Below are 22,367 nucleotides of genomic sequence, written 5' to 3'. Positions count from 1 at the left end.
CATGTTCAAGCGAAACACCTTAAGCCTCGGTGGTGCCGCCCTGTGCGGCACCCTGTTGCTCAGCGGCTGTGCCAATCAGATGTCACAACGCAGCGAGCACGAGGAGCGCGTCGAGCGCAAACTGCTCGATCACAGCCTGCAGATCGATGTCGGCGAGCCTAAGGTGCTTGAGCTGCCGCAACGCCGGGTACGGATTCACGAGCAGAAGACTTTCGAAGTCACCGAGTACGACGTCACTCGTCGCTACGATCGCTACACACCGTACCAACCCTGGCGCAAGGTCTACGAGATCCCGCTGGGCGCGGCGGCTTTGGTGGCCGGCGTCGGCGCGAACATCGTCAACGTGTTCGCCCTGGGCAACCTGCCAGACAGCATGACAAGGGACTGGATCAGCACTGGCGTCGACGGGCTGAACCCGTTCATGAACGTGCAATCCCACGGTCGCGCACAACAGAACCTGGCCGGCATCGATGAAGTCCAGCGTGATAAACGCATGGAATATTCGAGCCTGCCATGGAACGAGCGCCCGGTAGAGGTCAAGGCCGGCAAGCAGACCTTCGAGCTCACCACCGACCGCAACGGCGTGTTGCGCTTGAACCTGCTCGACAGCCCGTTCGCGGAGCAGGACCTGAGTCATATCGGCAAACTGCAGATCACTGTCGAAGATGCTCAGGACGACGTGCATACCGATTCATCCCTGACGATCAGCAGCACCTTGCGCAGTAAGCTGCTGGAAGCTCACGCACTGATTTACGACGACCTCGAAGACGACGAAGTGAGCCAGTGGGTGCATCGGGTCAAACGTCTGTCGGAGCTGGGCCTGGAAGAAGAAGCCAGCGAGCTGGAACAAAGCCTGATCGAACTGACCCGCAACGATCCCGAGTTGCAAAGCGAGTTTCTCAAGTCGCTGACCAAGGATGCCGGGCGACTGGTGGCGGATCCAGGACCGAATTAAAAGCGAAAAGCTTCGCGAGCAAGCCCGCTCCCACAAGGACAATGCAGCACCTGTGGGAGCGGGCTTGGTCCGGGCGGCGATCCGACGAAGGCGGCCTGACATCCATCGCCACCTCAAAAACCTGACACTACCGATCAAACAGATCCAACTGCTCGAACCCGCCACGCAGATCCTCCAGGCGCACGCCAACCCCCAATAAACGCACGGGCTTCCCACCCCGATTGAAAGCCTGCGTCAGCAACAGCTGATAGCTGCCAAGATCCCGCCCTGCCCCGGCCTGCTCCAGCGTGGTCTGAGTAAAGTCATGGAACTTCACTTTGACGAACGGCTTGCCCGGACGGTAGCTGCTATCGATCCGCGCCATACGCCCGCTCAGGGTTTCCAGCAACTCCGGCAGTTTATCCAGGCAACTGACCAGATCCGGCAGGTCCACATCGTAGGTATTTTCGACACTCACTGATTGTCGGCGACTATCGTTCTGCACCGGCCGGTCATCAATCCCACGCGCCAAATTCCACAAACGCTCGCCAAAACTGCCAAATTCGCGCACCAGCGCCAACTTGTTCCAGTCGCGCAATTGAAGGCAATCGACAATACCGAGCTTCGCCAGCTTGTCGGCGGTGACTTTGCCGACGCCGTGCAGCTTGCTCACTGGTAACTGCGAGACAAAGTCTTCGACCTGATCCGGTGTGATCACAAACAATCCGTTGGGCTTTTTCCAGTCACTGGCGATCTTCGCGAGAAACTTGTTCGGCGCCACACCCGCCGAGACGGTGATGTGCAGTTGATTGGAGACCCGACGCCGGATGTCCTGGGCAATTCGCGTGGCACTGCCGGCGAAATGCGGGCTTTCGGACACGTCGAGGTACGCCTCATCCAGCGACAAAGGCTCGATCAGGTCGGTGTAATCACGAAAAATCGTCTGAATCTCTTTCGACGCCTCTCTATAGGCATCCATGCGCGGCTTGACGATGACCAGGTCCGGACACAGCTTCAAGGCATGCCGTGATGACATGGCCGAGCGCACCCCATAAGCCCGCGCCTCATAGTTGCACGTCGCGATAACACCACGCCGATCCGCGGAGCCACCCACAGCCAGCGGTTTGCTCGCCAGAGTCGGGTCGTCACGCATCTCGATGGCGGCATAGAAGCAGTCACAATCGACGTGGATGATTTTGCGCTGCGTCATATAAGGCGGTGTTCAATGAAGGAAAAGGGGATATTTTGAAACGAATCGCCAGTATCTCACCGACAACTGTATATAGCACCAGTACTTTGTTTCTTCTCTACTAGCCGTAGGAAACGCCTTCACTGGATTTATTTTTTCAATCGAAACCAACCTGCCAATAGAGCTGAAAGCCTTGTGCAGCAAGCCCTCCAGGCCTATTCGAGTTCCTGCTTGATACGCTAAGCGATTGAACAGGAACAGATTTTTCTGAATTAGCAATTGACAGCCCAGCGATCCTCTGTAGAATGCCGACACACAGACGCGGGATGGAGCAGTCTGGTAGCTCGTCGGGCTCATAACCCGAAGGTCGTCGGTTCAAATCCGGCTCCCGCAACCAAACATCAAAAAAGGCTACTCGAAAGAGTGGCCTTTTTTGTGCGCGTCTGTTTTTCGTCTCTCTTCCTCCCCTCTCGTCGCCAGAGCCGAGAAAAAACACTTTGCGCTTCTTATACTTAACTTAAGACCAGCGACCGTTTGACGCTAATTAATGTTTATTTGACCAAGCGGATCATTAACGGTTGACACTCAGGCGATCGCCTGTAGAATGCCGCCACACAGACGCGGGATGGAGCAGTCTGGTAGCTCGTCGGGCTCATAACCCGAAGGTCGTCGGTTCAAATCCGGCTCCCCGCAACCAAACATCAAAAAAGGCTGCTCGAAAGAGCGGCCTTTTTTGTATCTGTAGAAAAGTCCTTTCGCAACAATGATCTGGCAACGTGCTACGAACCTTTGGCGCTCTTCAGGGTCCACCAGATCAGGCTATGCTGAGTCGCAGGCAAGCCCCTCTACTATTGAGTGTGCGTAATCCCCGATGCTCGGTGATACGCGTTAATATTTGTGATTATTTTTTTCTACAGGGATTGGTAACTTGGCTGGATACCCCCATCCTGTCGCGCACAATCCAAGAGGTGATTGATGCGCGCCAACTCGTCTGATTCACAAGACACCGTCACAGCGACACAACCGATTACTGCCACACGTCTGCATTGGCTGGATCTGGTCAGCAAGTACCGTCAGCCCATTGGCCTGGCGGTCACGTTGCTATTGTTCGCTATCGCGTTGATTGCCTGTCGCCATCTATTAAGCGAACTCGATCTCTACGCCCTGCACGACTCGATTCTGGAAGTGCCGAAGCCGGCCCTGCTCGGCGCATTGGGCGCAACCATTGCAGGCTTCATCATATTGCTCGGCTATGAGTGGTCAGCCACGCGTTACGCTGGCGTGAGCTTGCCGCCGCGCACCATGATTCTGGGTGGCTTCACCGCATTCGCCATCGGCAACGCCATTGGCCTTTCGCTGTTGTCCGGCGGTTCGGTGCGTTACCGCTTATACGCCCGCCACGGTCTCGGGGCGTCAGAAGTCGCTCACATGACGCTGTTTGCCAGCCTGTCATTGGGCTGCGCTTTGCCGCCGCTCGCTGCCCTGGCGACGCTCAGCGACCTGCCGGCCGCCTCCACCGCGCTGCATTTGTCACAGCCATTGCTGGGCGGGATCGCGGTTGCGGTACTGCTGCTCTGCGCAGTATTGGCCATCGGCATTTACCGCCGTCGCCTGCCGGATCAACCGTACCCGGATAACCTGTTGGTTCGCGCCGGTCGACGCACGCTGCGCTTGCCTGGCCGTCGCCTGACTTTCCTGCAATTGGTGATTACCGCACTGGACGTGGCAGCCGCCGCGACCGTGCTGTATCTGCTGCTGCCGGAAGCGCCACCGTTCGGCGCCTTCCTGCTGGTCTATCTGCTGGCCCTGGCCGCTGGCGTGCTCAGTCACGTACCGGGCGGTGTCGGGGTATTCGAAGCGATTCTGCTGGCGGCCTTTGCCGACAAACTCGGTGCTGCGCCACTGGCTGCCGCCCTGTTGCTGTACCGTCTGATTTATGTGGTTCTGCCGCTATTGGTGGCCTGTGTCCTGCTGCTGATCAATGAAGCGCAACGTCTGTTCAACACTCGTCAATCGCTGCGCGCCGCCTCGGGCATGGCCGCGCCGGTGCTGGCGATACTGGTGTTCCTGTCTGGCGTCGTGTTGCTGTTCTCTGGCGCCACGCCGGAAATCGACACTCGCCTGGAGCACATCGGTTTCCTGATTCCCCATCGCCTGGTCGATGCCTCGCACTTCGGTGCCAGCCTGATCGGCGTGCTCTGCCTGCTGCTGGCTCAAGGCCTGCGTCGTCGTCTCTCGGCCGCGTGGATGCTGACCACCATTCTGTTGATGATGGGTGCCGTGCTCTCGCTGCTCAAGGGGTTCGACTGGGAAGAAGCCTGCCTGATGATCCTGACCGCCAGCCTGCTGGCGATCTTCCGTCGCTCCTTCTACCGTCCAAGCCGTTTGACCGAGGTGCCGTTCTCGCCGCTGTACCTGGTGGCCAGCCTGTGCGTATTGGGCGCCTCGATCTGGCTGTTGCTGTTCGCCTACCAGGATGTGCCGTACAGCCATCAACTGTGGTGGCAGTTCACCCTGGACTCCGATGCCCCACGTGGCCTGCGCTCGCTGCTCGGCGCGGCGGTCTTGCTGGTGGTGGTGTCACTGACCTGGCTGCTGCGCACCGCGCGCCCGATCATTCACCTGCCAGACACCGAAGAGCTGGATAAGGCGCTGAAGATTCTGATGTCCTCATCACAACCGGACGGCGGCCTCGCCCTGACGGGTGACAAGGCGCTGCTGTTTCACCCTGACGACGAAGCGTTCTTGATGTATGCGCGTCGTGGCCGCAGTCTGGTGGCCCTGTACGACCCGATCGGACCGACCCAGCAACGCGCGGAGATGATCTGGCAGTTCCGTGACCTCTGCGACCTTCATCACGCCCGTCCGGTGTTCTATCAGGTGCGAGCCGAAAACCTGCCGTACTACATGGACATCGGCCTGACCGCGATCAAGCTGGGCGAAGAAGCCCGGGTCGACCTGCGTCGTTTTGATCTCGAAGCCAAGGGCAAAGAGATGAAGGACCTGCGCTACACCTGGAACCGTGGTACCCGCGATGGCCTGTCGCTGGAAATCTACGAACCGGGTCACGCACCGATGGAAGAACTGAGGGTCATTTCCGATGCCTGGCTGACCGGCAAGAACGTTCGAGAGAAAGGCTTCTCCCTCGGCCGTTTCAGCGATGATTACCTCAAGCACTTCCGGATCGCGATCATTCATTTTGAAGGTCGCCCGGTGGCATTCGCCAACCTGCTCGAGACGTATAGCCATGACCTGGCCAGCCTCGACCTGATGCGTGCACACCCGGACGCCCCCAAGCTGACCATGGAGTTCATGATGGTCGGCCTGATTCAACATTATAAAAATCATGGATACACACGCTTCAGTCTGGGCATGGTGCCGCTGTCGGGTCTGCAACCCCGTCGTGGCGCACCACTGACCCAACGCCTCGGCTCGATGGTGTTTCGCCGTGGCGAGCAGCTCTATAACTTCCAGGGGCTGCGCCGCTTCAAAGATAAATTCCAGCCTGACTGGGAACCTCGTTACATGGCCGTGCCCGCCGGACTCGATCCGCTGGTGGCGCTGGCCGATACTGCCGCCCTGATTGCGGGCGGCTTGACTGGATTGGTGAAACGCTGATGATTCAACGCTCCTGGCGGTATGTATTGGCCACTCTGGTGGTGCTGGCTGTGATCCTCGGTGGCGGTTACTGGTACTGGAACCGCCCGGCCCCAGAGCCCACACTTGAACTGCTGACGCCGACCGATGGCCCGGCGATGACCCGGGTCATTCCCGGCACCACGCCGCGCGCCCAGGTGGTGGTCGCGGTAAACCAAGACCAGAAGCTCAGCGACAAGCAACTGATGACCCTGAGCCGTGGCGGTGCCGCGCAAATCGTTCAGGTGATCCTGCCCACAGATTGCATACAGCAAGGTCTCGCCCTGCAGTCGGCCCTTCAACAGCTAAAAGGCCCTGCGACCCTGGTCAGCGGTATCGGCCCTGGTGCCGTCCTGGCCTGGCGCTGGCTGGTCGAGCAAAAAGACGACAAGTCCCAGGCCGTTTCGGTGGACCTGGCCCTGGAAAAACCCGGCTGCACCCATCTGCTGCCGAAAAGTGCAGCTCACGGTCATTGGCTGGTCGCATGGAACGACAACCCGGACGACACCAGCGCCGGTTTCGTACGCGATCAACCCAACGCCGAAACCAGCATCAGCGACTACGACATCAATCTGCCGCAGGTCCTCAACAACGAATTGCGCAAAATCCTCGTTGGCTCCGACAAGGGCAACGGCGGCCTGAACATCCCGGTGGTCGAAGTCCCTGCCGGCCAGGCCAAGGACACCGTCACCCTGTTCCTCTCCGGTGATGGCGGCTGGCGCGACCTGGACCGTGACGTGGCCGGTGAAATGGCGAAGATCGGCTACCCGGTGGTCGGTATCGACACCCTGCGCTACTACTGGCAGCACAAGAGCCCTGAGCAAAGCGCCATCGACCTTGCCGAACTGATGCAGCACTACCGCCAGAAGTGGGGCACCAAACGCTTCATCCTGACGGGTTACTCGTTCGGCGCTGACGTCTTGCCGGCGATCTACAACCGCATGCCGGAAAGTGAGCAACAGCGGGTCGATGCAATCATCCTGCTGGCCTTCGCCCGCACCGGCAGCTTTGAAATTCAGGTCGACGGCTGGCTCGGCAATGCCGGTAAAGAAGCCGCCACCGGCCCGGAAATGGCCAAGCTGCCGGCCGATAAGGTGCTGTGCATCTACGGCGCAGAAGAAATCGCCGAGAGTGGCTGCACCGACAAGACCGCTGTTGGCGAAACCATGAAGCTGCCAGGCGGCCACCACTTCGACGAGAACTACCCGGCTCTGGCCCAGCGTCTGGTCGACGCCATCGTGAAGCGTCAGGCCAAGGACAAGGTCGCCGAACAGTGACCTGAGCCGAGCCCAACAAAAAGCCCCCGTTGCCGCAAGGTAACGGGGGCTTTTTCATGCCACGCCCGGCTCGACCGGACGACACAGTTCACCTGTGGGAGCGAGCTTGCTCGCGATAGCATCACCTTGGATTGCCTGACACATCGAGGCGCCTGCATCGCGAGCAGACTCGCTCCCACATCGAGCGAATCGTTCGTGACTTACCCATTTTATGAGCACTGTCCTCAGTCCCAGGACAAAGGACAGTCGCTAACCTAGGTCAAATGAAACGTCAACGCACTATCGCTGGAAAAACAACTGCGCAAGCCCCCCAACGACTTGTAAATCGCTCGCCGCGTTTACTTTCGTTTACTTAAGGTGTCGCAATATCGGATGACGGCCGCAGACCTTGTAGGCACACTCCGAATCTTGCGTTTGGGCACTTTGATGCCTTGTTGCGCTTTTCTTCGACGGGATACTCTCCGGACGTCGCTGACCATTCAGCGATCGGGCTTGGAAACCCGTCGAACCGTAGCGCAACAGCACCCCACCATGACTGCAGAGGTTTTTACGACTGCAATCCTGTGTTATGGCGGCTGTGCGTGGGACGCCTTCGGGCGTGCCGGTTCCTAGGTTCCCGGTTTTCCAACCTGCGTACAGCCGTCACCCATTCGCTTGGAAACGAAAGTGGCGGCTCCTTGAACCCAGGAGTAACACCATGACCAAAACAGATTCCCCCTCACCTTCAGACCTGAAAACCATCGGTCTCACCCCCCTCATTTACTGCTCGGATCAGGCGCTGTTCAACGTCCGCGGTGGCGTCCCCATAACGGATGCATTGACCCAGGCCTCCGATCTACTGTTCCTCGCCCGATCATTCGCCGAGGATGCCGCCTTCGCAAAAAACACTGACCGCCACGCCTGGGCCGCGCATTATCTGACGGCAATGAGTAAGGCAGTGATTGATGATGTGGTAAAGGTCCTGACCCCGCGACCTGCCCGGACAAAAGCCAAATCTGAAGACCAGCGGCCTGAAAGCAACTAAAGGCACAGAGACGAAAAAGCCCCCGTTACCCAACTGGCAACGGGGGCTTTTTTGATCGGACCTACATTTCTACCTGTGTACCCAGCTCAATCACCCGGTTCACCGGCAACTTGAAGAACCGCAGATTGCCGTTGGCGTTCTTCAGCATGAAAGCAAACAACACCTCGCGCCAACGGGCCATGCCTACGAGCTTGGAGGTAATGACCGTCTCACGGCTGAGGAAATACGTCGTGCGCATCGGACTGAAGTCCAGCTCATCGAGAGGACACAACTTCAGCGCTTGTGGCACATCCGGCTCGTCCGTAAAGCCAAAGTGCAGGATCACCCGATAGAAGCCTTCACCGTAGGCGTCGACCTCAAACCGTCGCTGTACCGGCACCCGTGGAATGTCCTCGTAAACCACTGTCAGCAGCACCACCCGCTCATGCAACACCTGGTTGTGCAGCAAGTTGTGCAACAACGCATGAGGAACCGCATCCGCCCGTGCCGTGAGGAACACCGCCGTGCCCTGGACCCGGTGCGGGGGCTGCACGCGAATACTGCTGATAAAGATCGGCAACGGCAAACCGCCTTCATCCAGTCGATCCACCAGCAGCTCTTTACCGCGTTTCCAGGTGGTCATCAGGACAAACAGCACAAGCCCCGCCAATACCGGAAAAGCACCGCCCTGCGGGATTTTAGGCACGTTGGCGGCGAAGTACAGCCCGTCCACCAGCAGGAAGCCGATCAAGATCGGCACTGTCAGGATGGGCGACCATTTCCACAGCAACAGCATCACCGCCGCCACCAGAATACTGGTGATCAACATGGTCCCGGTTACCGCCACACCGTAGGCCGAGGCCAGAGCGTTGGACGACCCGAAACCGATCACCAGCAAAATAACGCCGACCATCAGCGCCCAGTTCACCGCACCGATGTAGATCTGGCCTTGCTCGGCACTTGAAGTGTGCTGAATGTACATGCGCGGGATGTAACCGAGCTGAATCGCCTGACGGGTCAGGGAGAACGCACCGGAAATCACCGCTTGGGAAGCGATCACCGTCGCCAGCGTCGATAACACCACCAATGGAATCAAGGCCCAGCCCGGCGCCAGCAGGTAGAAGGGGTTACGCGCCGCGTCCGGGTTTTCCAGCAGCAAGGCGCCCTGACCAAAGTAGTTGAGCACCAGTGCCGGCAGCACCAACGCGAACCAGGCACGGGCAATCGGCTTGCGACCAAAGTGGCCCATGTCTGCGTACAGCGCTTCGGCACCAGTCAGCGCCAGCACCACAGCGCCGAGAATGGCGATGCCCATGCCTGGGTGAACGACGAAGAAACGTACGCCCCAGGCCGGGTTCAGCGCTTGCAGCACTTCCGGGTACCGGGAGATGCCAAGCGCTCCCATGACACCCAGCACCACGAACCACAACACCATCACCGGACCGAACAACTTGCCGATGCGGTCGGTGCCGTGTTTCTGGATCAGGAACAACCCCACCAGCACGATCAGCGACAACGGCACGACCCAGCGCTCGAGCCCGTCGAATGCCAGCTCCAGACCTTCTATCGCCGACAATACGGAAATCGCCGGAGTGATCATGCTGTCGCCGTAGAACAGCGCTGCGCCGATCAGGCCGAGAATCACCAGCACCGACTGCAGTCGCGGATACGATGCCGACGCTCGCCGCGCCAGCGCGGTCAGAGCCATGATCCCGCCCTCGCCCTGGTTGTCGGCACGCAAAATGAACAGCACGTACTTGATCGAGACCACCCAGACCAGCGACCAGAAAATCAGCGCCAGAATCCCGAACACCCCGTCATGGTTGACTGCTACCCCATAGCCGCCGGTAAACACCTCTTTGAGGGTGTAAAGCGGGCTGGTACCGATATCGCCATAAACCACCCCGACCGCCGCTACTAACATCCCCAAGGGCTTTGCCCCGGAATGCCCTGAGCCTACTGCCTGACTACTTGCCTGACCCATCAACCACTCCTGCCACCAAGACCGGGGCTTCATATAAAAAGCACGACGTCGAGCAAGCGCCTACGCTTTGCCAACCTGCGCAAACTGCTGTGCAGCATGCACCGTTTTACTTATTGATACAGACGAATTATTAATGGAAAAAATACGCCTGGGTGTAACGGCGCGAAGCATAGCGCAGCACTCGTCGTATTTCCCTGCATAAAGCTGGTCAAGTGCGCTGGCCATCGCTAGAATTGCGCACTTTTTGATCAGAGGCGCGTCAAGCGCCCGTCTGCCGCCCCGCACTTTTTGGCCGGAGGCGCTACTTATACCGAGGTTAGACATGTCCACCACCACGCCGGCCAACCCTAAAGTTGGTTTCGTATCCCTGGGTTGCCCGAAAGCACTGGTCGACTCAGAGCGCATCCTTACCCAACTGCGCATGGAAGGCTATGACGTCGTGTCCACGTATCAGGACGCCGATGTCGTGGTGGTCAACACCTGCGGCTTCATCGACTCGGCCAAGGCCGAATCCCTGGAAGTGATCGGCGAAGCCATCAAGGAAAACGGCAAGGTCATCGTCACCGGCTGCATGGGCGTCGAAGAAGGCACCATCCGCAACGTACACCCGAGTGTGCTGGCCGTGACCGGTCCGCAGCAGTACGAGCAAGTGGTCAACGCCGTGCATGACGTCGTGCCGCCGCGCAAGGATCACAACCCGCTGATCGACCTGGTGCCGCCGCAAGGCATCAAGCTGACGCCGCGTCACTACGCCTACCTGAAGATTTCCGAAGGCTGCAACCACAGCTGCAGCTTCTGCATCATCCCGTCGATGCGCGGCAAACTGGTCAGCCGTCCGGTGGGCGATGTGCTCGACGAAGCCCAGCGCCTGGTCAAATCCGGCGTCAAAGAGCTGCTGGTGATTTCCCAGGACACCAGCGCCTATGGCGTTGACGTCAAGTACCGCACCGGTTTCTGGAACGGCGCGCCGGTGAAAACCCGCATGACCGAACTCTGCGAAGCGCTCAGCACCCTTGGCGTCTGGGTTCGTCTGCACTACGTTTACCCGTACCCGCACGTCGACGAGTTGATCCCGCTGATGGCCGCCGGGAAAATCCTGCCGTACCTGGACATCCCGTTCCAGCATGCCAGCCCGAAAGTCCTCAAGGCGATGAAACGCCCGGCGTTCGAAGACAAGACCCTGGCGCGCATCAAGAACTGGCGCGAGATCTGCCCGGACCTGATCATCCGTTCAACCTTCATCGTCGGTTTCCCCGGCGAAACCGAAGAAGACTTCCAGTACCTGCTGAACTGGCTGACTGAAGCCCAGCTCGACCGCGTCGGCTGCTTCCAGTACTCGCCGGTTGAAGGCGCACCGGCCAACGATCTGGATCTGGAGATCGTGCCGGATGACGTCAAGCAAGACCGTTGGGACCGCTTCATGGCGCACCAGCAGGCCATCAGCTCGGCGCGCCTGCAAATGCGCGTCGGCCGTGAAATCGAAGTGCTGGTCGATGAAGTCGACGAGCAAGGCGCGGTCGGCCGCTGCTTCTTCGATGCCCCGGAAATCGACGGCAACGTGTTCATCGACAACGGCAGCAACCTCAAGCCAGGCGACAAGGTCTGGTGCAAAGTGACCGACGCCGACGAATACGACCTGTGGGCTGAACAGATCTAAACGCAAAAAATATGAAAAGCCCCGCTCTCTTCACGAGATGCGGGGCTTTTTTACGTCTATCGTATTGTTCAGCAAGAGGATTTAACCTCACTCACGGCACAAGGGGCAGGCGGGCATGCGCCATCATTCGGTCATCCACACACCGAAACACAGCGACTACGAAGAACTGACCCGGGTCTGGGAGGCGTCGGTACGCGCCACGCATGACTTTTTACCGGACAGTTACATCGAGCTGCTGAAGAATCTGGTGCTCACCCGCTACCTGGATGCCGTCATGCTGATCTGCACCCGCGACCGACGCCAGCACATCACCGGATTCGCCGGGGTTGCGGCAGGCAAGATCGAAATGCTCTTTATCGCCCCCGAACACCGCGGCGAGGGCCTGGGCAAACAACTGCTGCGCTACGCCATGGAACACCTCAATGCCGATGAACTGGACGTCAACGAGCAGAACCCGCAAGCCTTGGGGTTCTATTTCAAACAGGGTTTCGAAATCATCGGACGCTCGGAAGTCGATGGCATGGGCCAGCCGTATCCGCTGCTGCACATGCGTTTGAAGCAGGCCAATCAACAGGCTCAGCGCGGCTAAAAGCGTCACGAAGAAAATGGACCCGCGATTAACCGGCGCGAGGCAGGTACAATGCCTCCCCCCTTTTGTAACGGCCCCTGTCATGACTGACCCGATTCGTCTCTCCAAACGCCTCATCGAGCTCGTCGGCTGTTCCCGTCGGGAGGCTGAGCTGTTCATTGAGGGCGGCTGGGTCACCGTGGACGGCGAAGTCATCGATGAGCCGCAGTTCAAGGTCGACACCCAGAAAGTCGAACTCGACCCCGAAGCCAAGGCCACCGCCCCGGAGCCTGTGACCATTCTGCTAAACGTGCCTGTTGGCATGGACGCGGAAACAGCCATGGCAACCCTCAGCGCCGAGACCCTGAGCGAAGAACACCGCTTCAGCAAACGTCCGCTCAAGGGCCACTTCCTGCGGCTGACCGCCAGTACCGACCTGCAGGCCAATGCCAGCGGTTTGTTGGTGTTTACCCAGGACTGGAAAATCCTGCGCAAGCTCACCGCCGACTCCGCCAAGATAGAGCAAGAGTATGTCGTCGAGGTTGAAGGCGAGATGGTGGCTCACGGCCTCAACCGCTTGAACCACGGCCTGACCTACAAGGGCAAGGAACTGCCGCCGGTCAAAGCCAGTTGGCAGAACGAAAATCGCCTGCGTTTTGCGATGAAAAACCCACAACCGGGCGTGATTGCCCTGTTCTGCCAGGCCGTCGGCCTGAAGGTCGTCGCCGTCCGCCGTATCCGCATCGGCGGTGTTTCCATTGGCAAAGTGCCGTTGGGGCAATGGCGCTATCTTTCCGGCAAAGAGAAGTTCTAAGACTTTTTACGCCGCCCTACATTTCGGCGCCGCTTTTTACTCGGCGCCCACTGCTGAATATCAGGACTGCACACATGATTCATAACGACGTACTGCGCAGCGTGCGCTACATGCTCGACATCAGCGACAAGAAAGTCATCGAGATCATCAAGCTCGGCGGTATGGATGTCACCCTGCCCGACCTGCTGACGTACCTCGACAAGAAAGAAGAAGACGAGGAAGGCTTCGTACGCTGCCCGGACGACGTCATGGCGCATTTCCTCGATGGCCTGGTGTTCTTCAAGCGCGGCAAGGACGAAAGCCGTCCGCCGCAGCCGATCGAGCTGCCGGTCACCAATAACATCATCCTGAAGAAACTGCGTGTGGCCTTCGAACTCAAAGAAGACGACATGCACGCGATCCTCAAGGCTGCCGAGTTCCCGGTCTCCAAGCCTGAGCTGAGCGCACTGTTCCGCAAGTTCGGCCACACCAACTACCGCCCATGCGGCGACCAGTTGCTGCGCAACTTCCTCAAGGGCCTGACGCTGCGCGTCAGAGCTTAAGCAGCCGCAAGCTTCAAGCTGCCAGTTTTTGTCTTGTCGCTTGAAGCTTGTAGCTTGAGGCTTGAAAAATGACCTACAGCGTTTCCCCCATCGGCTTCGTGCGCTCCTGCTTCAAGGAGAAGTTCGCCATTCCGCGTCAGCCGCAACTGGCCCCGGCCGCTCGCGGCATTCTGGAACTGGTAGCGCCGTTCGATCAGGGTGATGCGGTGCAAGGCCTGGAGCAGGTCAGCCATGTCTGGCTGCTGTTCCTGTTTCATCAGGCGCTGGAAGAAAAGCCGCGACTCAAAGTCCGCCCACCGCGCTTGGGCGGCAACAAGTCCATGGGCGTGTTCGCCACGCGCGCGACCCATCGGCCCAATGGCATTGGGCAATCGGTGGTCAAACTGGACAAGGTTGAAGCCAATCGACTGTGGATCTCCGGCATCGACCTGCTGGACGGTACGCCGATTCTCGATATAAAACCCTACGTGCCCTACGCCGACATCATCCCGGCCGCGTCCAACCAGATCGCCAGCGCCGCGCCGCAGCTGATTCCGGTGCGGTGGGCGGACGCAGCGCTGCAACAGGCTCATACGCACGCTCAGCGCCTTGAAGAACCCTTGGTCGAGCTGATCGAGCAATGCCTGGCGCAGGACCCACGCCCGGCCTACCAGACGCCTGCACCCGAACGCGAGTACGGCGCACAGTTCTGGGACCTGGACGTGCGCTGGCACTACCCGGAAGCCGGGCTGATCCGCGTCCTCGAAGTCATCCCCGCGAAAACCTGAACGCCAGAAACGCAAAAGCCCGCGCTGCCTTCTCAGGCAACGCGGGCTTTTGCTTTTATGTGGGAGCGAGCTTGCTCGCGATTACAGTCAGACATTCAGCATCAATGTCGACTGATACATCGCCATCGCGAGCAAGCTCGCTCCCACAAAAGCCCTATCCCAAAGGAAAAGGCTTACTTCTCGACGAACGCACGCTCGATCAGGTAATCACCCGGCTCACGCATACGCGGCGAAACTTTCAGACCGAAGCTGTTGAGCACTTCGCTGGTTTCGTCGAGCATGCTCGGGCTACCGCAGAGCATGGCGCGGTCGTCTTCAGGATTGATCGGCGGCAGGCCGATGTCGCTGAACAACTTGCCGCTGCGCATCAAGTCGGTCAGACGACCTTCGTTTTCGAACGGCTCGCGAGTCACGGTCGGGTAGTAGATCAACTTGTCACGCAGGGCCTCGCCGAAGAATTCGTTCTGCGGCAGGTGCTCGGTGATGAACTCGCGGTAAGCGACTTCGTTGACGTAACGTACGCCGTGGCACAGGATCACTTTTTCAAAACGCTCGTAGGTTTCCGGATCCTGGATGACGCTCATGAACGGCGCCAGACCAGTGCCGGTGCTGAGCAGGTACAAATGCTTGCCAGGCTTCAAATCGTCCAGCACCAGGGTGCCGGTCGGTTTTTTGCTGATGATGATCTCGTCGCCTTCCTTCAGATGCTGCAACTGGGAAGTCAGCGGACCATCGGGCACCTTGATGCTGAAGAACTCCAGATGCTCTTCCCAGTTCGGGCTGGCAATGGAGTAAGCGCGCATAAGCGGGCGGCCATTGGGCTGTTGCAGGCCGATCATCACGAACTGGCCGTTCTCGAAGCGCAGGCCCGGATCGCGGGTGCACTTGAAGCTGAACAGAGTGTCGTTCCAGTGATGAACACTGAGGACACGCTCGTGGTTCATGTTGCTCATGTACGGGGGACTCCTGGAGATTTGTCTGCGCATGCTCTGCGCCAAATGAGCTGAGCGCAATTGCATAGCATTCTAATGGCAGCGACAATATCTGTTAAATGGATTATTAAGATAAGGGTTATCGGTTATATAGATATGCGATTTACTCTACGTCAACTTCAAGTCTTCGTCGCCGTCGCTCAGCAAGAGAGTGTGTCTCGTGCTGCGGGTCTGCTCAACCTTTCGCAATCGGCGGCCAGCACCTCGATCACCGAACTTGAGCGCCAATCCAGCTGCCAATTGTTCGACCGCGCAGGCAAGCGGCTGAGCCTCAACGCCATGGGCAAACAACTGTTGCCACAGGCGGTGGCCTTGCTCGACCAGGCCAAGGAAATCGAAGACCTGCTCAACGGCAAGTCCGGTTTCGGCTCGCTGGCGGTCGGTGCCACCCTCACCATTGGCAACTACCTGGCGACTTTGCTGATTGGCAGCTTCATGCAGCGCCATCCGGAAAGCCAGGTGAAGCTGCACGTGCAGAACACTGCCAACATTGTGCAACAAGTCGCCCACTATGAAATTGATCTGGGTCTAATCGAAGGCGACTGCAGCCACCCGGACATCGAAGTGCAAAGCTGGGTCGAGGATGAGCTGGTGGTGTTTTGCGCCCCGCAACACCCGCTGGCCGCCCGTGGCCAGGCAAGCATGGAGGAGCTGACCTTTGAGGCGTGGATCCTTCGCGAGCAGGGCTCCGGCACGCGTCTGACCTTTGACCAGGCCATGCGTCATCACCGTAGCGCATTGAATATCCGGCTTGAGCTGGAACACACCGAAGCGATCAAACGCGCAGTGGAGTCCGGCTTGGGGATTGGCTGTATTTCGCGGTTGGCGCTACGTGACGCGTTCCGCCGCGGCAGTCTGGTGGCGGTGGAAACGCCGGATCTGGATCTGGCGCGGCAGTTCTATTTCATCTGGCACAAACAGAAATATCAGACGTCAGCCATGCGGGAGTTTCTCGAACTGTGCCGCGCTTTCACCGCAGGGGTCCAGCGCAGCGACGAGATCGTTTTGCCGACGATCGCTTAAAGCAGAATCACCGCCCACACCAGCGCGATCATGCTCAGGGCCATTAACTGAGCAGCGCTGCCCATGTCCTTGGCGTTTTTCGACAGCGGGTGCCGCTCAAGGGAAATCCGGTCGATGGCCGCCTCCACGGCCGAATTGAGCAACTCAACGATCAGCGCCAGCATACAGACAGCAATCAGCAAGGCACGCTCGACGTGGCTGACGCTCAGCAGAAACGCTAGCGGAATCAGGATGACATTGAGCAGGACCAGTTGACGGAAAGCGGCTTCGCCGGTGAAGGCCGCACGCAGACCGTCGAGAGAATAACCACCCGCATTGAGAATGCGCTTGAGACCGGTTTGACCTTTGAAAGGCGACATAGAGTAGGCAACTGAACCAGAAAGAGTAGAAAAGCTAGATCAACAGAAGTTAAAAAAGCGTGAATGAAAGCGCCTTCAGTGGCTCGAAATGGACTCAAGTTGTTGCAAGAGCAACGCCGCCTGAGTCCGGGTGCGCACACCCAACTTGCGGAAAATCGCTGTCACGTGCGCCTTGATCGTCGCCTCCGAAACACTCAGTTCGTAGGCTATCTGCTTGTTCAGCAAACCTTCGCACACCATGGTCAACACACGGAACTGCTGTGGCGTCAGACTGGCCAGGCCTTCGCTGGCAGCCTTGGCCTCGTCCGAAACGCTGACCGCTTCAAATGCCTGCGGTGGCCAGAAAACGTCGCCATCCAGCACAGAGCGCACGGCTTGCTGAATCACTTCCAGTGAACTGGATTTGGGAATGAAACCACTGGCCCCGAATTCACGGGAACGCACCATGATCGACGCTTCTTCCTGAGCCGAAACCATCACCACCGGGATCTGCGGGTATTGACCGCGCAACAGCACCAGCCCGGAAAACCCGTACGCCCCCGGCATGTTCAGGTCCAGCAGCACCAGATCCCAGTCCGCCTTTTCGGTCAGACGGGTTTCCAGCTCGGCAATGCTCGCCACTTCTACCAGACGAACCTCGGGGCCAAGGCCCAGAGTCACGGCCTGATGCAGTGCGCTGCGAAAGAGAGGGTGGTCATCGGCGATCAGGATTTCGTATGTGGCCATTTTTCAAATGATCCTGTTTTTTATGGCAGACCTGATGCATTCAGGCCTTGCCAAAGCAACTCAAGGTACCGCCAGACAGCGGCACCCATAGGGCACGTTCAACGCCAAGAACCCATAAAATCGACGTTTCAATCTTTGGCCGCCCCCAATCGGCGCCAAGGATGCCCAGCGAAGCCTGGGTGGTCAAGCCGCAAACCCTGGGTTGTCTGTCAGTATGGGTGACTCATCGCACATAAGCGGCACTGTGTGTTCAACGAAGGGCAGCAGTTCTGTATGGGCAGGGGTCGAGACATTCAATTCCAGCTGATGTTTAGCATCGAGGTAGTGCTGGCTGAACACATCGAAATAGGCGTCCAGTGCCGATGCAGCGTCCACATCCCCCGCCAGATCCAGACACAACGCAGCCACTTCGGCGGTGCACAGATGCTCGCTTCGGGTAGACCTTCGCAGGCGATACCGTGAGAGCTTTTCGGGAAGCAGGCTCAAAATCGGAAACCCGTCGAAATAAGGGCTCTTCCGAAAAATCTTTCTCGCTTCGGTCCAGGTGGCATCCAGCAGGATGAACAGCGGGCGCTTCTCGCACGTTGCCTCAACCCTATGAGTCACGCGTTCGGCGGCAACGTATTCACCGGGAAAGACCAGATAAGGCTGCCATTGCGGGTCGGATAAAAGCTCGATCAGCTGCGGATCGACTTCAGTACGCGACCAGATAAAGGCAAAGTTGTCCCTTACCACGTCAGCGATCAGCCAGCCGGTATTGCTCGGTTTGAACACTTCCTTCCTGGTCATGATCAGGCAAACACCGGCCCGTGATTCGACCAAGGGACGCCAGTTACACAAGCAGTGACTCTCGATCACCCGGCACGTATGGCAACGGGGCGCCCGTGAACCGCGGGCCAGAAAAGGTTTGGTACTCTCCTCTTCTCGCTCATCGCGCAGACGGGCTACGGCGTTCATGGCAAAACGTGAGGCTGCATTGCTCATCGCAGGCAGCACCGGCAGGGAAGCGATATCGACACAAAAAACACTCGGCAGGGCAGGAAGTCGCGACAGTTTACCAGAGCGGCCGCCCAAGCCTGTACCGCCTACCCCCGCTCGCCTATAATCCGCCGCCACTGAACGCATCGCCATGTAGCTGGTCGAAGCCCCAGTCACTGAACCAGGAGAGTTTCATGCTGCGCCTTATCGTCCCCACCGCTGCCCTTCTGCTGGCCCTGCCCTTCAGCGCTCAAGCGGCCTCTCTGAATGACTTGAATCTGGGCAAGATGCTGGAAAAGGTTGCTGTGGAAAGTAACGTCGGCTTGCCTCGGGAAATCAACGAAAACCTTCTCGACCAAGGCTATACGGTTGAAGGCAAACAGCTGATCGACCACATCAGCGTGCAATCAGGTTATGCCGACGAGATGCGTGCCAATCCGAAAGCGGTTTATCTGCAACTGGGCGCCAGCGTTTGCCGCAACGCGAACTACCGCAAGCTGATGGCCAAGGGCGCGATCATGCGTTACGACTTCTCGGAAAACAAAACCAATCGGCCTGTAGGCTCGGCCAGCTACCAGGAATCGGATTGCCCTGTGCAGACTGCGCAAAAGAAAAAGTAATCACTGCGCGTCGTTGCTCATCATCGGCGCGCAACTCTACCGCCAGCGCCTGCAAATAAGGCGAGCGCCGTTCTTTGCCTTTGTGCGATGACTCCCCACACCTCCTCAAGCCTTGCGCCTTGCCCTGGACGCAATGCTGTCTTGTTGCGCCTGTAATTTAGTAAATCAGAGCTCTGGCCATCCGGCCCAGGTACTGACGGGCGGTGAAAGTCGATCGCAAACCCGTAATCAGTTATTGCCAGCGAAGACTTTCGAGGACCATGATCAAGTCAGCGCAACTCACTGCGAGCGTCTAGATTCAGTGTATTGATGTTCAATGTTCAAGGCAGAAAAGGGGCTGCCCATTCAGAGTCCTGTAGTGCGAACGTTTCTTTCATCCAAGGGATAAACAGAACCCGTCTGGATGACTCGACCGCCACTTCAACGTTTCATGGTCATGTCGAGTCGGGTGTAGTGCCCAGCCCTCTTTGCGGGCTGACAGCGACACAAGCAGTGTCGCGGCTCAGGCGAATTTCTCGTTCGAGCCGAAGGTTCTGTGTAGAAGGAGAAGTTGAATGCCTTACCAACCGAATGACCTTCTGGTGCGTCATTTTCAAAGCATCGGCGTCGATCTCACCAGCAAGATCGAAGAGCAACTCAACCTGGTTTCACCCAATAGCCCGAATACTCCGATTTATCGCGACATGATGTTGACGGTCTTGCGCATGGCGCAAGAAGACCACAATCGCTGGAACGCCAAGATCACCCTGCAAGCCCTGCGCGAACTGGAGCACGCCTTCCGTGTGCTGGAGCAGTTCAAGGGACGACGTAAAGTGACCGTTTTCGGCTCGGCACGCACGCCAGCTGAACATCCGCTGTACGCCCTGGCCCGGGAACTGGGCGAAAAACTCGCCCAATCGAACCTGATGGTCATCACCGGTGCCGGTGGTGGCATCATGGCCGCCGCCCACGAAGGTGCAGGCCGGGATCACAGCCTTGGATTCAATATCACCCTACCCTTCGAGCAGCATGCGAATCCGACTGTAGACGGCACCGCCAACCTGCTGCCCTTCCACTTTTTCTTTACCCGCAAACTGTTTTTCGTCAAAGAGGCCGACGCGCTGGTGCTCTGTCCGGGCGGCTTCGGCACACTGGACGAAGCCCTGGAAGTGCTGACCCTGATCCAGACCGGCAAAAGCCCGCTGGTTCCCGTGGTGTTGCTGGATGCTCCCGGCGGCAGTTTCTGGGAGGGGGCGCTGGACTTCATCCGCAATCAACTGGAGGCCAACCGCTACATCCTGCCGAGCGACCTGAAGCTGATTCGTCTGGTGTACAACGTCGATGAAGCCGTGACGGAGATCAATCAGTTCTACAGCAACTTCCACTCCAGCCGCTGGCTGAAACGTCAGTTCGTAATTCGCATGAATCACAAACTCAACGACCAAGCGCTCGAGCATATGCAGGAGGCCTTTGCCGACTTGTGCCTGAGCGATCACTTTCATCAACATGCTTACAGTGGAGAGGAGCACGACGAGGCTCAGTTCAGTCACCTGGCGCGACTGGCCTTCGCCTTCAACGCCCGCGATCACGGACGCCTGCGTGAGCTGGTCAACTACATCAACCTGCCGGAAAACTGGGCCACGGCTCAGCCCCCGACACCACAGCGCAATCGGGAACAGATCAAGGTCACCTGATCAAAAAAAAGGCCCGACTATTTCAATAGTCGGGCCTTTTCAGTCAGTCATCCATTCCTCGGCCGCTAAATAGCCGGCCAATCATTTCCATGGAATATCCCCGATAGGCGAGGAAGCGCCCTTGCTTGGCGCGCTCGCGGGCGTCTATCGGCAAATGCCCGGCAAATTTTCGCCGCCAGGTGTCTTCCAGGTTTTCTTGCCAGCTGATTCCGCTTTCACGCAGGGCAAGTTCAATATCGGCACGTTGCAAGCCACGCTGACTCAACTCTTCGCGGATGCGCAAAGGGCCATAGCCGGAACGGGCACGGTAGGAAACGAAGCTTTCGAGGTATCGGGACTCGGACAGCAGGCCCTCTTCCGTGAGACGGTCGAGCGCTGTGTCGATCAGCTCATCAGAAGCGCCGCGCTGACGCAGCTTACGCGTCAGCTCGACTCGACCATGCTCGCGTCGCGCGAGCAGGTCCATTGCGGTTCGCCGCACCGCGACGAGGGTATCGAGTACGGCGGTCATCGGATCAATCAGATATCAGCGTCAGCCAGGTCATCAGCGGTCTCTTTGACCGGCGAAGCTTTGACGTCTGGAGTCGGTGTCAGCAGCTTGTCGCGAATCTGCTTCTCAAGGGTGGCAGCGATGTCGGGGTTGTCCTGCAGGAACTTGGCCGAGTTGGCTTTACCCTGACCGATCTTGCTGCCGTTGTAGGCATACCAGGCACCGGATTTCTCAACGAAGCCGTGCAGCACGCCGAGGTCAATCATCTCACCGTTGAGGTAGATGCCCTTGCCGTAAAGAATCTGGAACTCGGCCTGACGGAACGGCGAAGCCACCTTGTTTTTGACGACTTTGACACGGGTTTCGCTGCCAACGACTTCGTCGCCTTCTTTCACCGCGCCGGTACGGCGGATGTCCAGACGAACCGAAGCGTAGAACTTCAGCGCGTTACCACCGGTGGTGGTTTCCGGGCTGCCGAACATCACGCCGATTTTCATCCGGATCTGGTTAATGAAGATCACCAGGCAGTTGGCGTTCTTGATGTTACCGGTGATTTTACGCAGCGCCTGGGACATCAGACGGGCTTGCAGGCCCACGTGCATGTCACCCATTTCGCCTTCGATTTCAGCCTTCGGCACCAGGGCCGCCACGGAGTCGACGATAATCACGTCAACCGCGTTGGAACGCACCAGCATGTCGGTGATTTCCAGGGCTTGCTCGCCGGTGTCCGGCTGGGAAACCAGCAGGTCGTCAACGTTGACGCCCAGTTTGCCGGCGTATTCCGGGTCCAGAGCGTGCTCGGCGTCGACGAATGCGCAGGTCGCGCCGGCTTTTTGAGCCTGGGCGATCACGGACAGTGTCAGCGTGGTTTTACCGGAGGATTCAGGACCGTAGATTTCAACGATACGGCCTTTTGGCAGACCGCCAATGCCGAGTGCGATATCCAGACCCAGAGAGCCAGTGGAAATAGCCGGGATCGCCTGACGGTCCTGATCGCCCATACGCATTACGGCACCCTTGCCGAATTGACGTTCGATCTGACCCAGGGCCGCAGCCAAGGCTTTCTTCTTGTTGTCGTCCATTAAAGTCCTCACGTAATCAATAAGGCCTGACGGCCAACACCTGTATAAGTAGC

At 58.4% G+C, this 22,367-nt stretch carries 20 protein-coding genes and 2 tRNA genes; 14 read left to right on the top strand and 8 right to left on the bottom strand.

Features of this window, described 5'->3' with window-relative positions:
* Position 1 precedes the first annotated feature (1 nt).
* Positions 2-955, top strand: coding sequence for a hypothetical protein (locus AC1RPZ_RS19070; RefSeq protein ID WP_493138490.1), 954 nt, complete (start codon positions 2-4; stop codon positions 953-955).
* A 127-nt stretch (positions 956-1,082) separates the two neighbouring features.
* On the opposite strand, the gene dinB is transcribed toward AC1RPZ_RS19070, so the two are convergent.
* Positions 1,083-2,144: a DNA polymerase IV gene (dinB, locus tag AC1RPZ_RS19065; RefSeq protein ID WP_493138489.1), complete on the bottom strand. Its 1,062-nt coding sequence runs from the start codon at positions 2,142-2,144 to the stop codon at positions 1,083-1,085.
* Between the two features lie 299 nt (positions 2,145-2,443).
* On the opposite strand from dinB, the gene AC1RPZ_RS19060 reads away from it, so the two are divergent.
* From AC1RPZ_RS19060 to AC1RPZ_RS19040, 5 genes are all read left to right on the top strand, one after another.
* A tRNA-Met gene (locus AC1RPZ_RS19060) sits at positions 2,444-2,520 on the top strand.
* A gap of 222 nt (positions 2,521-2,742) precedes the next feature.
* Positions 2,743-2,820: transfer RNA gene (locus tag AC1RPZ_RS19055), tRNA-Met, on the top strand.
* Between the two features lie 278 nt (positions 2,821-3,098).
* A complete protein-coding gene (mprF, locus tag AC1RPZ_RS19050) occupies positions 3,099-5,741 on the top strand; it encodes a bifunctional lysylphosphatidylglycerol flippase/synthetase MprF (RefSeq protein WP_493138488.1) in 2,643 nt (880 codons plus the stop codon).
* Positions 5,741-7,036, top strand: a complete 1,296-nt coding sequence (locus AC1RPZ_RS19045) for a virulence factor family protein (RefSeq protein ID WP_493138487.1) — start codon at positions 5,741-5,743, stop codon at positions 7,034-7,036. The genes mprF and AC1RPZ_RS19045 overlap by 1 nt, the downstream gene beginning before the upstream one ends.
* Positions 7,037-7,733: 697 nt before the next feature.
* A complete protein-coding gene (locus AC1RPZ_RS19040; protein WP_493138486.1) occupies positions 7,734-8,060 on the top strand; it encodes a DUF3077 domain-containing protein in 327 nt (108 codons plus the stop codon).
* Between the two features lie 61 nt (positions 8,061-8,121).
* Here AC1RPZ_RS19040 and AC1RPZ_RS19035 read toward each other — a convergent pair whose 3' ends face one another.
* The gene (locus AC1RPZ_RS19035; protein WP_493138485.1) at positions 8,122-10,023 is read right to left on the bottom strand and encodes a potassium transporter Kup; all 1,902 of its coding nucleotides are present in this window, start codon (positions 10,021-10,023) and stop codon (positions 8,122-8,124) included.
* A gap of 322 nt (positions 10,024-10,345) precedes the next feature.
* On the opposite strand from AC1RPZ_RS19035, the gene rimO reads away from it, so the two are divergent.
* From rimO to tsaA, 5 genes are all read left to right on the top strand, one after another.
* Positions 10,346-11,680 (top strand): 30S ribosomal protein S12 methylthiotransferase RimO, encoded by a 1,335-nt coding sequence (gene rimO / locus AC1RPZ_RS19030; protein WP_493138484.1) that lies wholly within the window; start codon positions 10,346-10,348, stop codon positions 11,678-11,680.
* A 115-nt stretch (positions 11,681-11,795) separates the two neighbouring features.
* Positions 11,796-12,269, top strand: coding sequence for a GNAT family N-acetyltransferase (locus AC1RPZ_RS19025; RefSeq protein ID WP_493138483.1), 474 nt, complete (start codon positions 11,796-11,798; stop codon positions 12,267-12,269).
* 82 nt (positions 12,270-12,351) lie between these two features.
* Positions 12,352-13,062 (top strand): rRNA pseudouridine synthase, encoded by a 711-nt coding sequence (locus AC1RPZ_RS19020; RefSeq protein WP_493138482.1) that lies wholly within the window; start codon positions 12,352-12,354, stop codon positions 13,060-13,062.
* Positions 13,063-13,136: 74 nt separating this feature from the next.
* Entirely contained in the window at positions 13,137-13,604 is a 468-nt protein-coding gene (locus AC1RPZ_RS19015) for a YehS family protein (protein WP_493138481.1), read from the top strand.
* Between the two features lie 68 nt (positions 13,605-13,672).
* Positions 13,673-14,371 carry a tRNA (N6-threonylcarbamoyladenosine(37)-N6)-methyltransferase TrmO gene (tsaA, locus tag AC1RPZ_RS19010; protein WP_493138480.1) on the top strand — a complete coding sequence of 233 codons (699 nt, stop codon included), beginning with the start codon at positions 13,673-13,675 and terminating at the stop codon, positions 14,369-14,371.
* 173 nt (positions 14,372-14,544) lie between these two features.
* Here tsaA and fpr read toward each other — a convergent pair whose 3' ends face one another.
* Positions 14,545-15,324, bottom strand: coding sequence for a ferredoxin-NADP reductase (gene fpr, locus AC1RPZ_RS19005; protein WP_003189055.1), 780 nt, complete (start codon positions 15,322-15,324; stop codon positions 14,545-14,547).
* Positions 15,325-15,459: 135 nt separating this feature from the next.
* Between fpr and AC1RPZ_RS19000 the strand changes: the two genes are divergently transcribed.
* Positions 15,460-16,386: a LysR family transcriptional regulator gene (locus tag AC1RPZ_RS19000; protein WP_493138479.1), complete on the top strand. Its 927-nt coding sequence runs from the start codon at positions 15,460-15,462 to the stop codon at positions 16,384-16,386.
* Here AC1RPZ_RS19000 and AC1RPZ_RS18995 read toward each other — a convergent pair.
* From AC1RPZ_RS18995 to AC1RPZ_RS18985, 3 genes are all read right to left on the bottom strand, one after another.
* Positions 16,383-16,745, bottom strand: coding sequence for a diacylglycerol kinase (locus AC1RPZ_RS18995; RefSeq protein ID WP_493138478.1), 363 nt, complete (start codon positions 16,743-16,745; stop codon positions 16,383-16,385). The two genes, AC1RPZ_RS19000 and AC1RPZ_RS18995, sit on opposite strands and share 4 nt — an antisense overlap.
* Positions 16,746-16,820: 75 nt before the next feature.
* On the bottom strand, positions 16,821-17,471 hold the full coding sequence (gene erdR / locus AC1RPZ_RS18990) for a response regulator transcription factor ErdR (protein ID WP_262114422.1): 651 nt from the start codon (positions 17,469-17,471) through the stop codon (positions 16,821-16,823).
* A 183-nt stretch (positions 17,472-17,654) separates the two neighbouring features.
* Positions 17,655-18,455 (bottom strand): tRNA-uridine aminocarboxypropyltransferase, encoded by an 801-nt coding sequence (locus AC1RPZ_RS18985; RefSeq protein ID WP_493138609.1) that lies wholly within the window; start codon positions 18,453-18,455, stop codon positions 17,655-17,657.
* A gap of 188 nt (positions 18,456-18,643) precedes the next feature.
* On the opposite strand from AC1RPZ_RS18985, the gene AC1RPZ_RS18980 reads away from it, so the two are divergent.
* Both AC1RPZ_RS18980 and AC1RPZ_RS18975 read left to right on the top strand, forming a co-directional pair.
* Complete coding sequence (locus tag AC1RPZ_RS18980; protein ID WP_493138477.1) at positions 18,644-19,069, top strand: PA3611 family quorum-sensing-regulated virulence factor; 426 nt, start codon at positions 18,644-18,646, stop codon at positions 19,067-19,069.
* Positions 19,070-19,623: 554 nt separating this feature from the next.
* Positions 19,624-20,742 carry an LOG family protein gene (locus AC1RPZ_RS18975; RefSeq protein ID WP_493138476.1) on the top strand — a complete coding sequence of 373 codons (1,119 nt, stop codon included), beginning with the start codon at positions 19,624-19,626 and terminating at the stop codon, positions 20,740-20,742.
* 43 nt (positions 20,743-20,785) lie between these two features.
* Here the strand turns inward: AC1RPZ_RS18975 and recX are convergent, their stop codons facing one another.
* Together recX and recA are read right to left on the bottom strand one after the other, a co-directional pair.
* Positions 20,786-21,253 carry a recombination regulator RecX gene (gene recX, locus AC1RPZ_RS18970; RefSeq protein WP_493138475.1) on the bottom strand — a complete coding sequence of 156 codons (468 nt, stop codon included), beginning with the start codon at positions 21,251-21,253 and terminating at the stop codon, positions 20,786-20,788.
* An 8-nt stretch (positions 21,254-21,261) separates the two neighbouring features.
* Entirely contained in the window at positions 21,262-22,314 is a 1,053-nt protein-coding gene (recA, locus tag AC1RPZ_RS18965; RefSeq protein ID WP_054595966.1) for a recombinase RecA, read from the bottom strand.
* Positions 22,315-22,367 lie beyond the last annotated feature (53 nt).

Source organism: Pseudomonas sp. GW822-FHT02D10, from assembly GCF_058802345.1.
The sequence above is the reverse complement of the archived record's forward strand: the minus strand, read 5'-3'. Positions and strand labels throughout refer to the sequence as shown.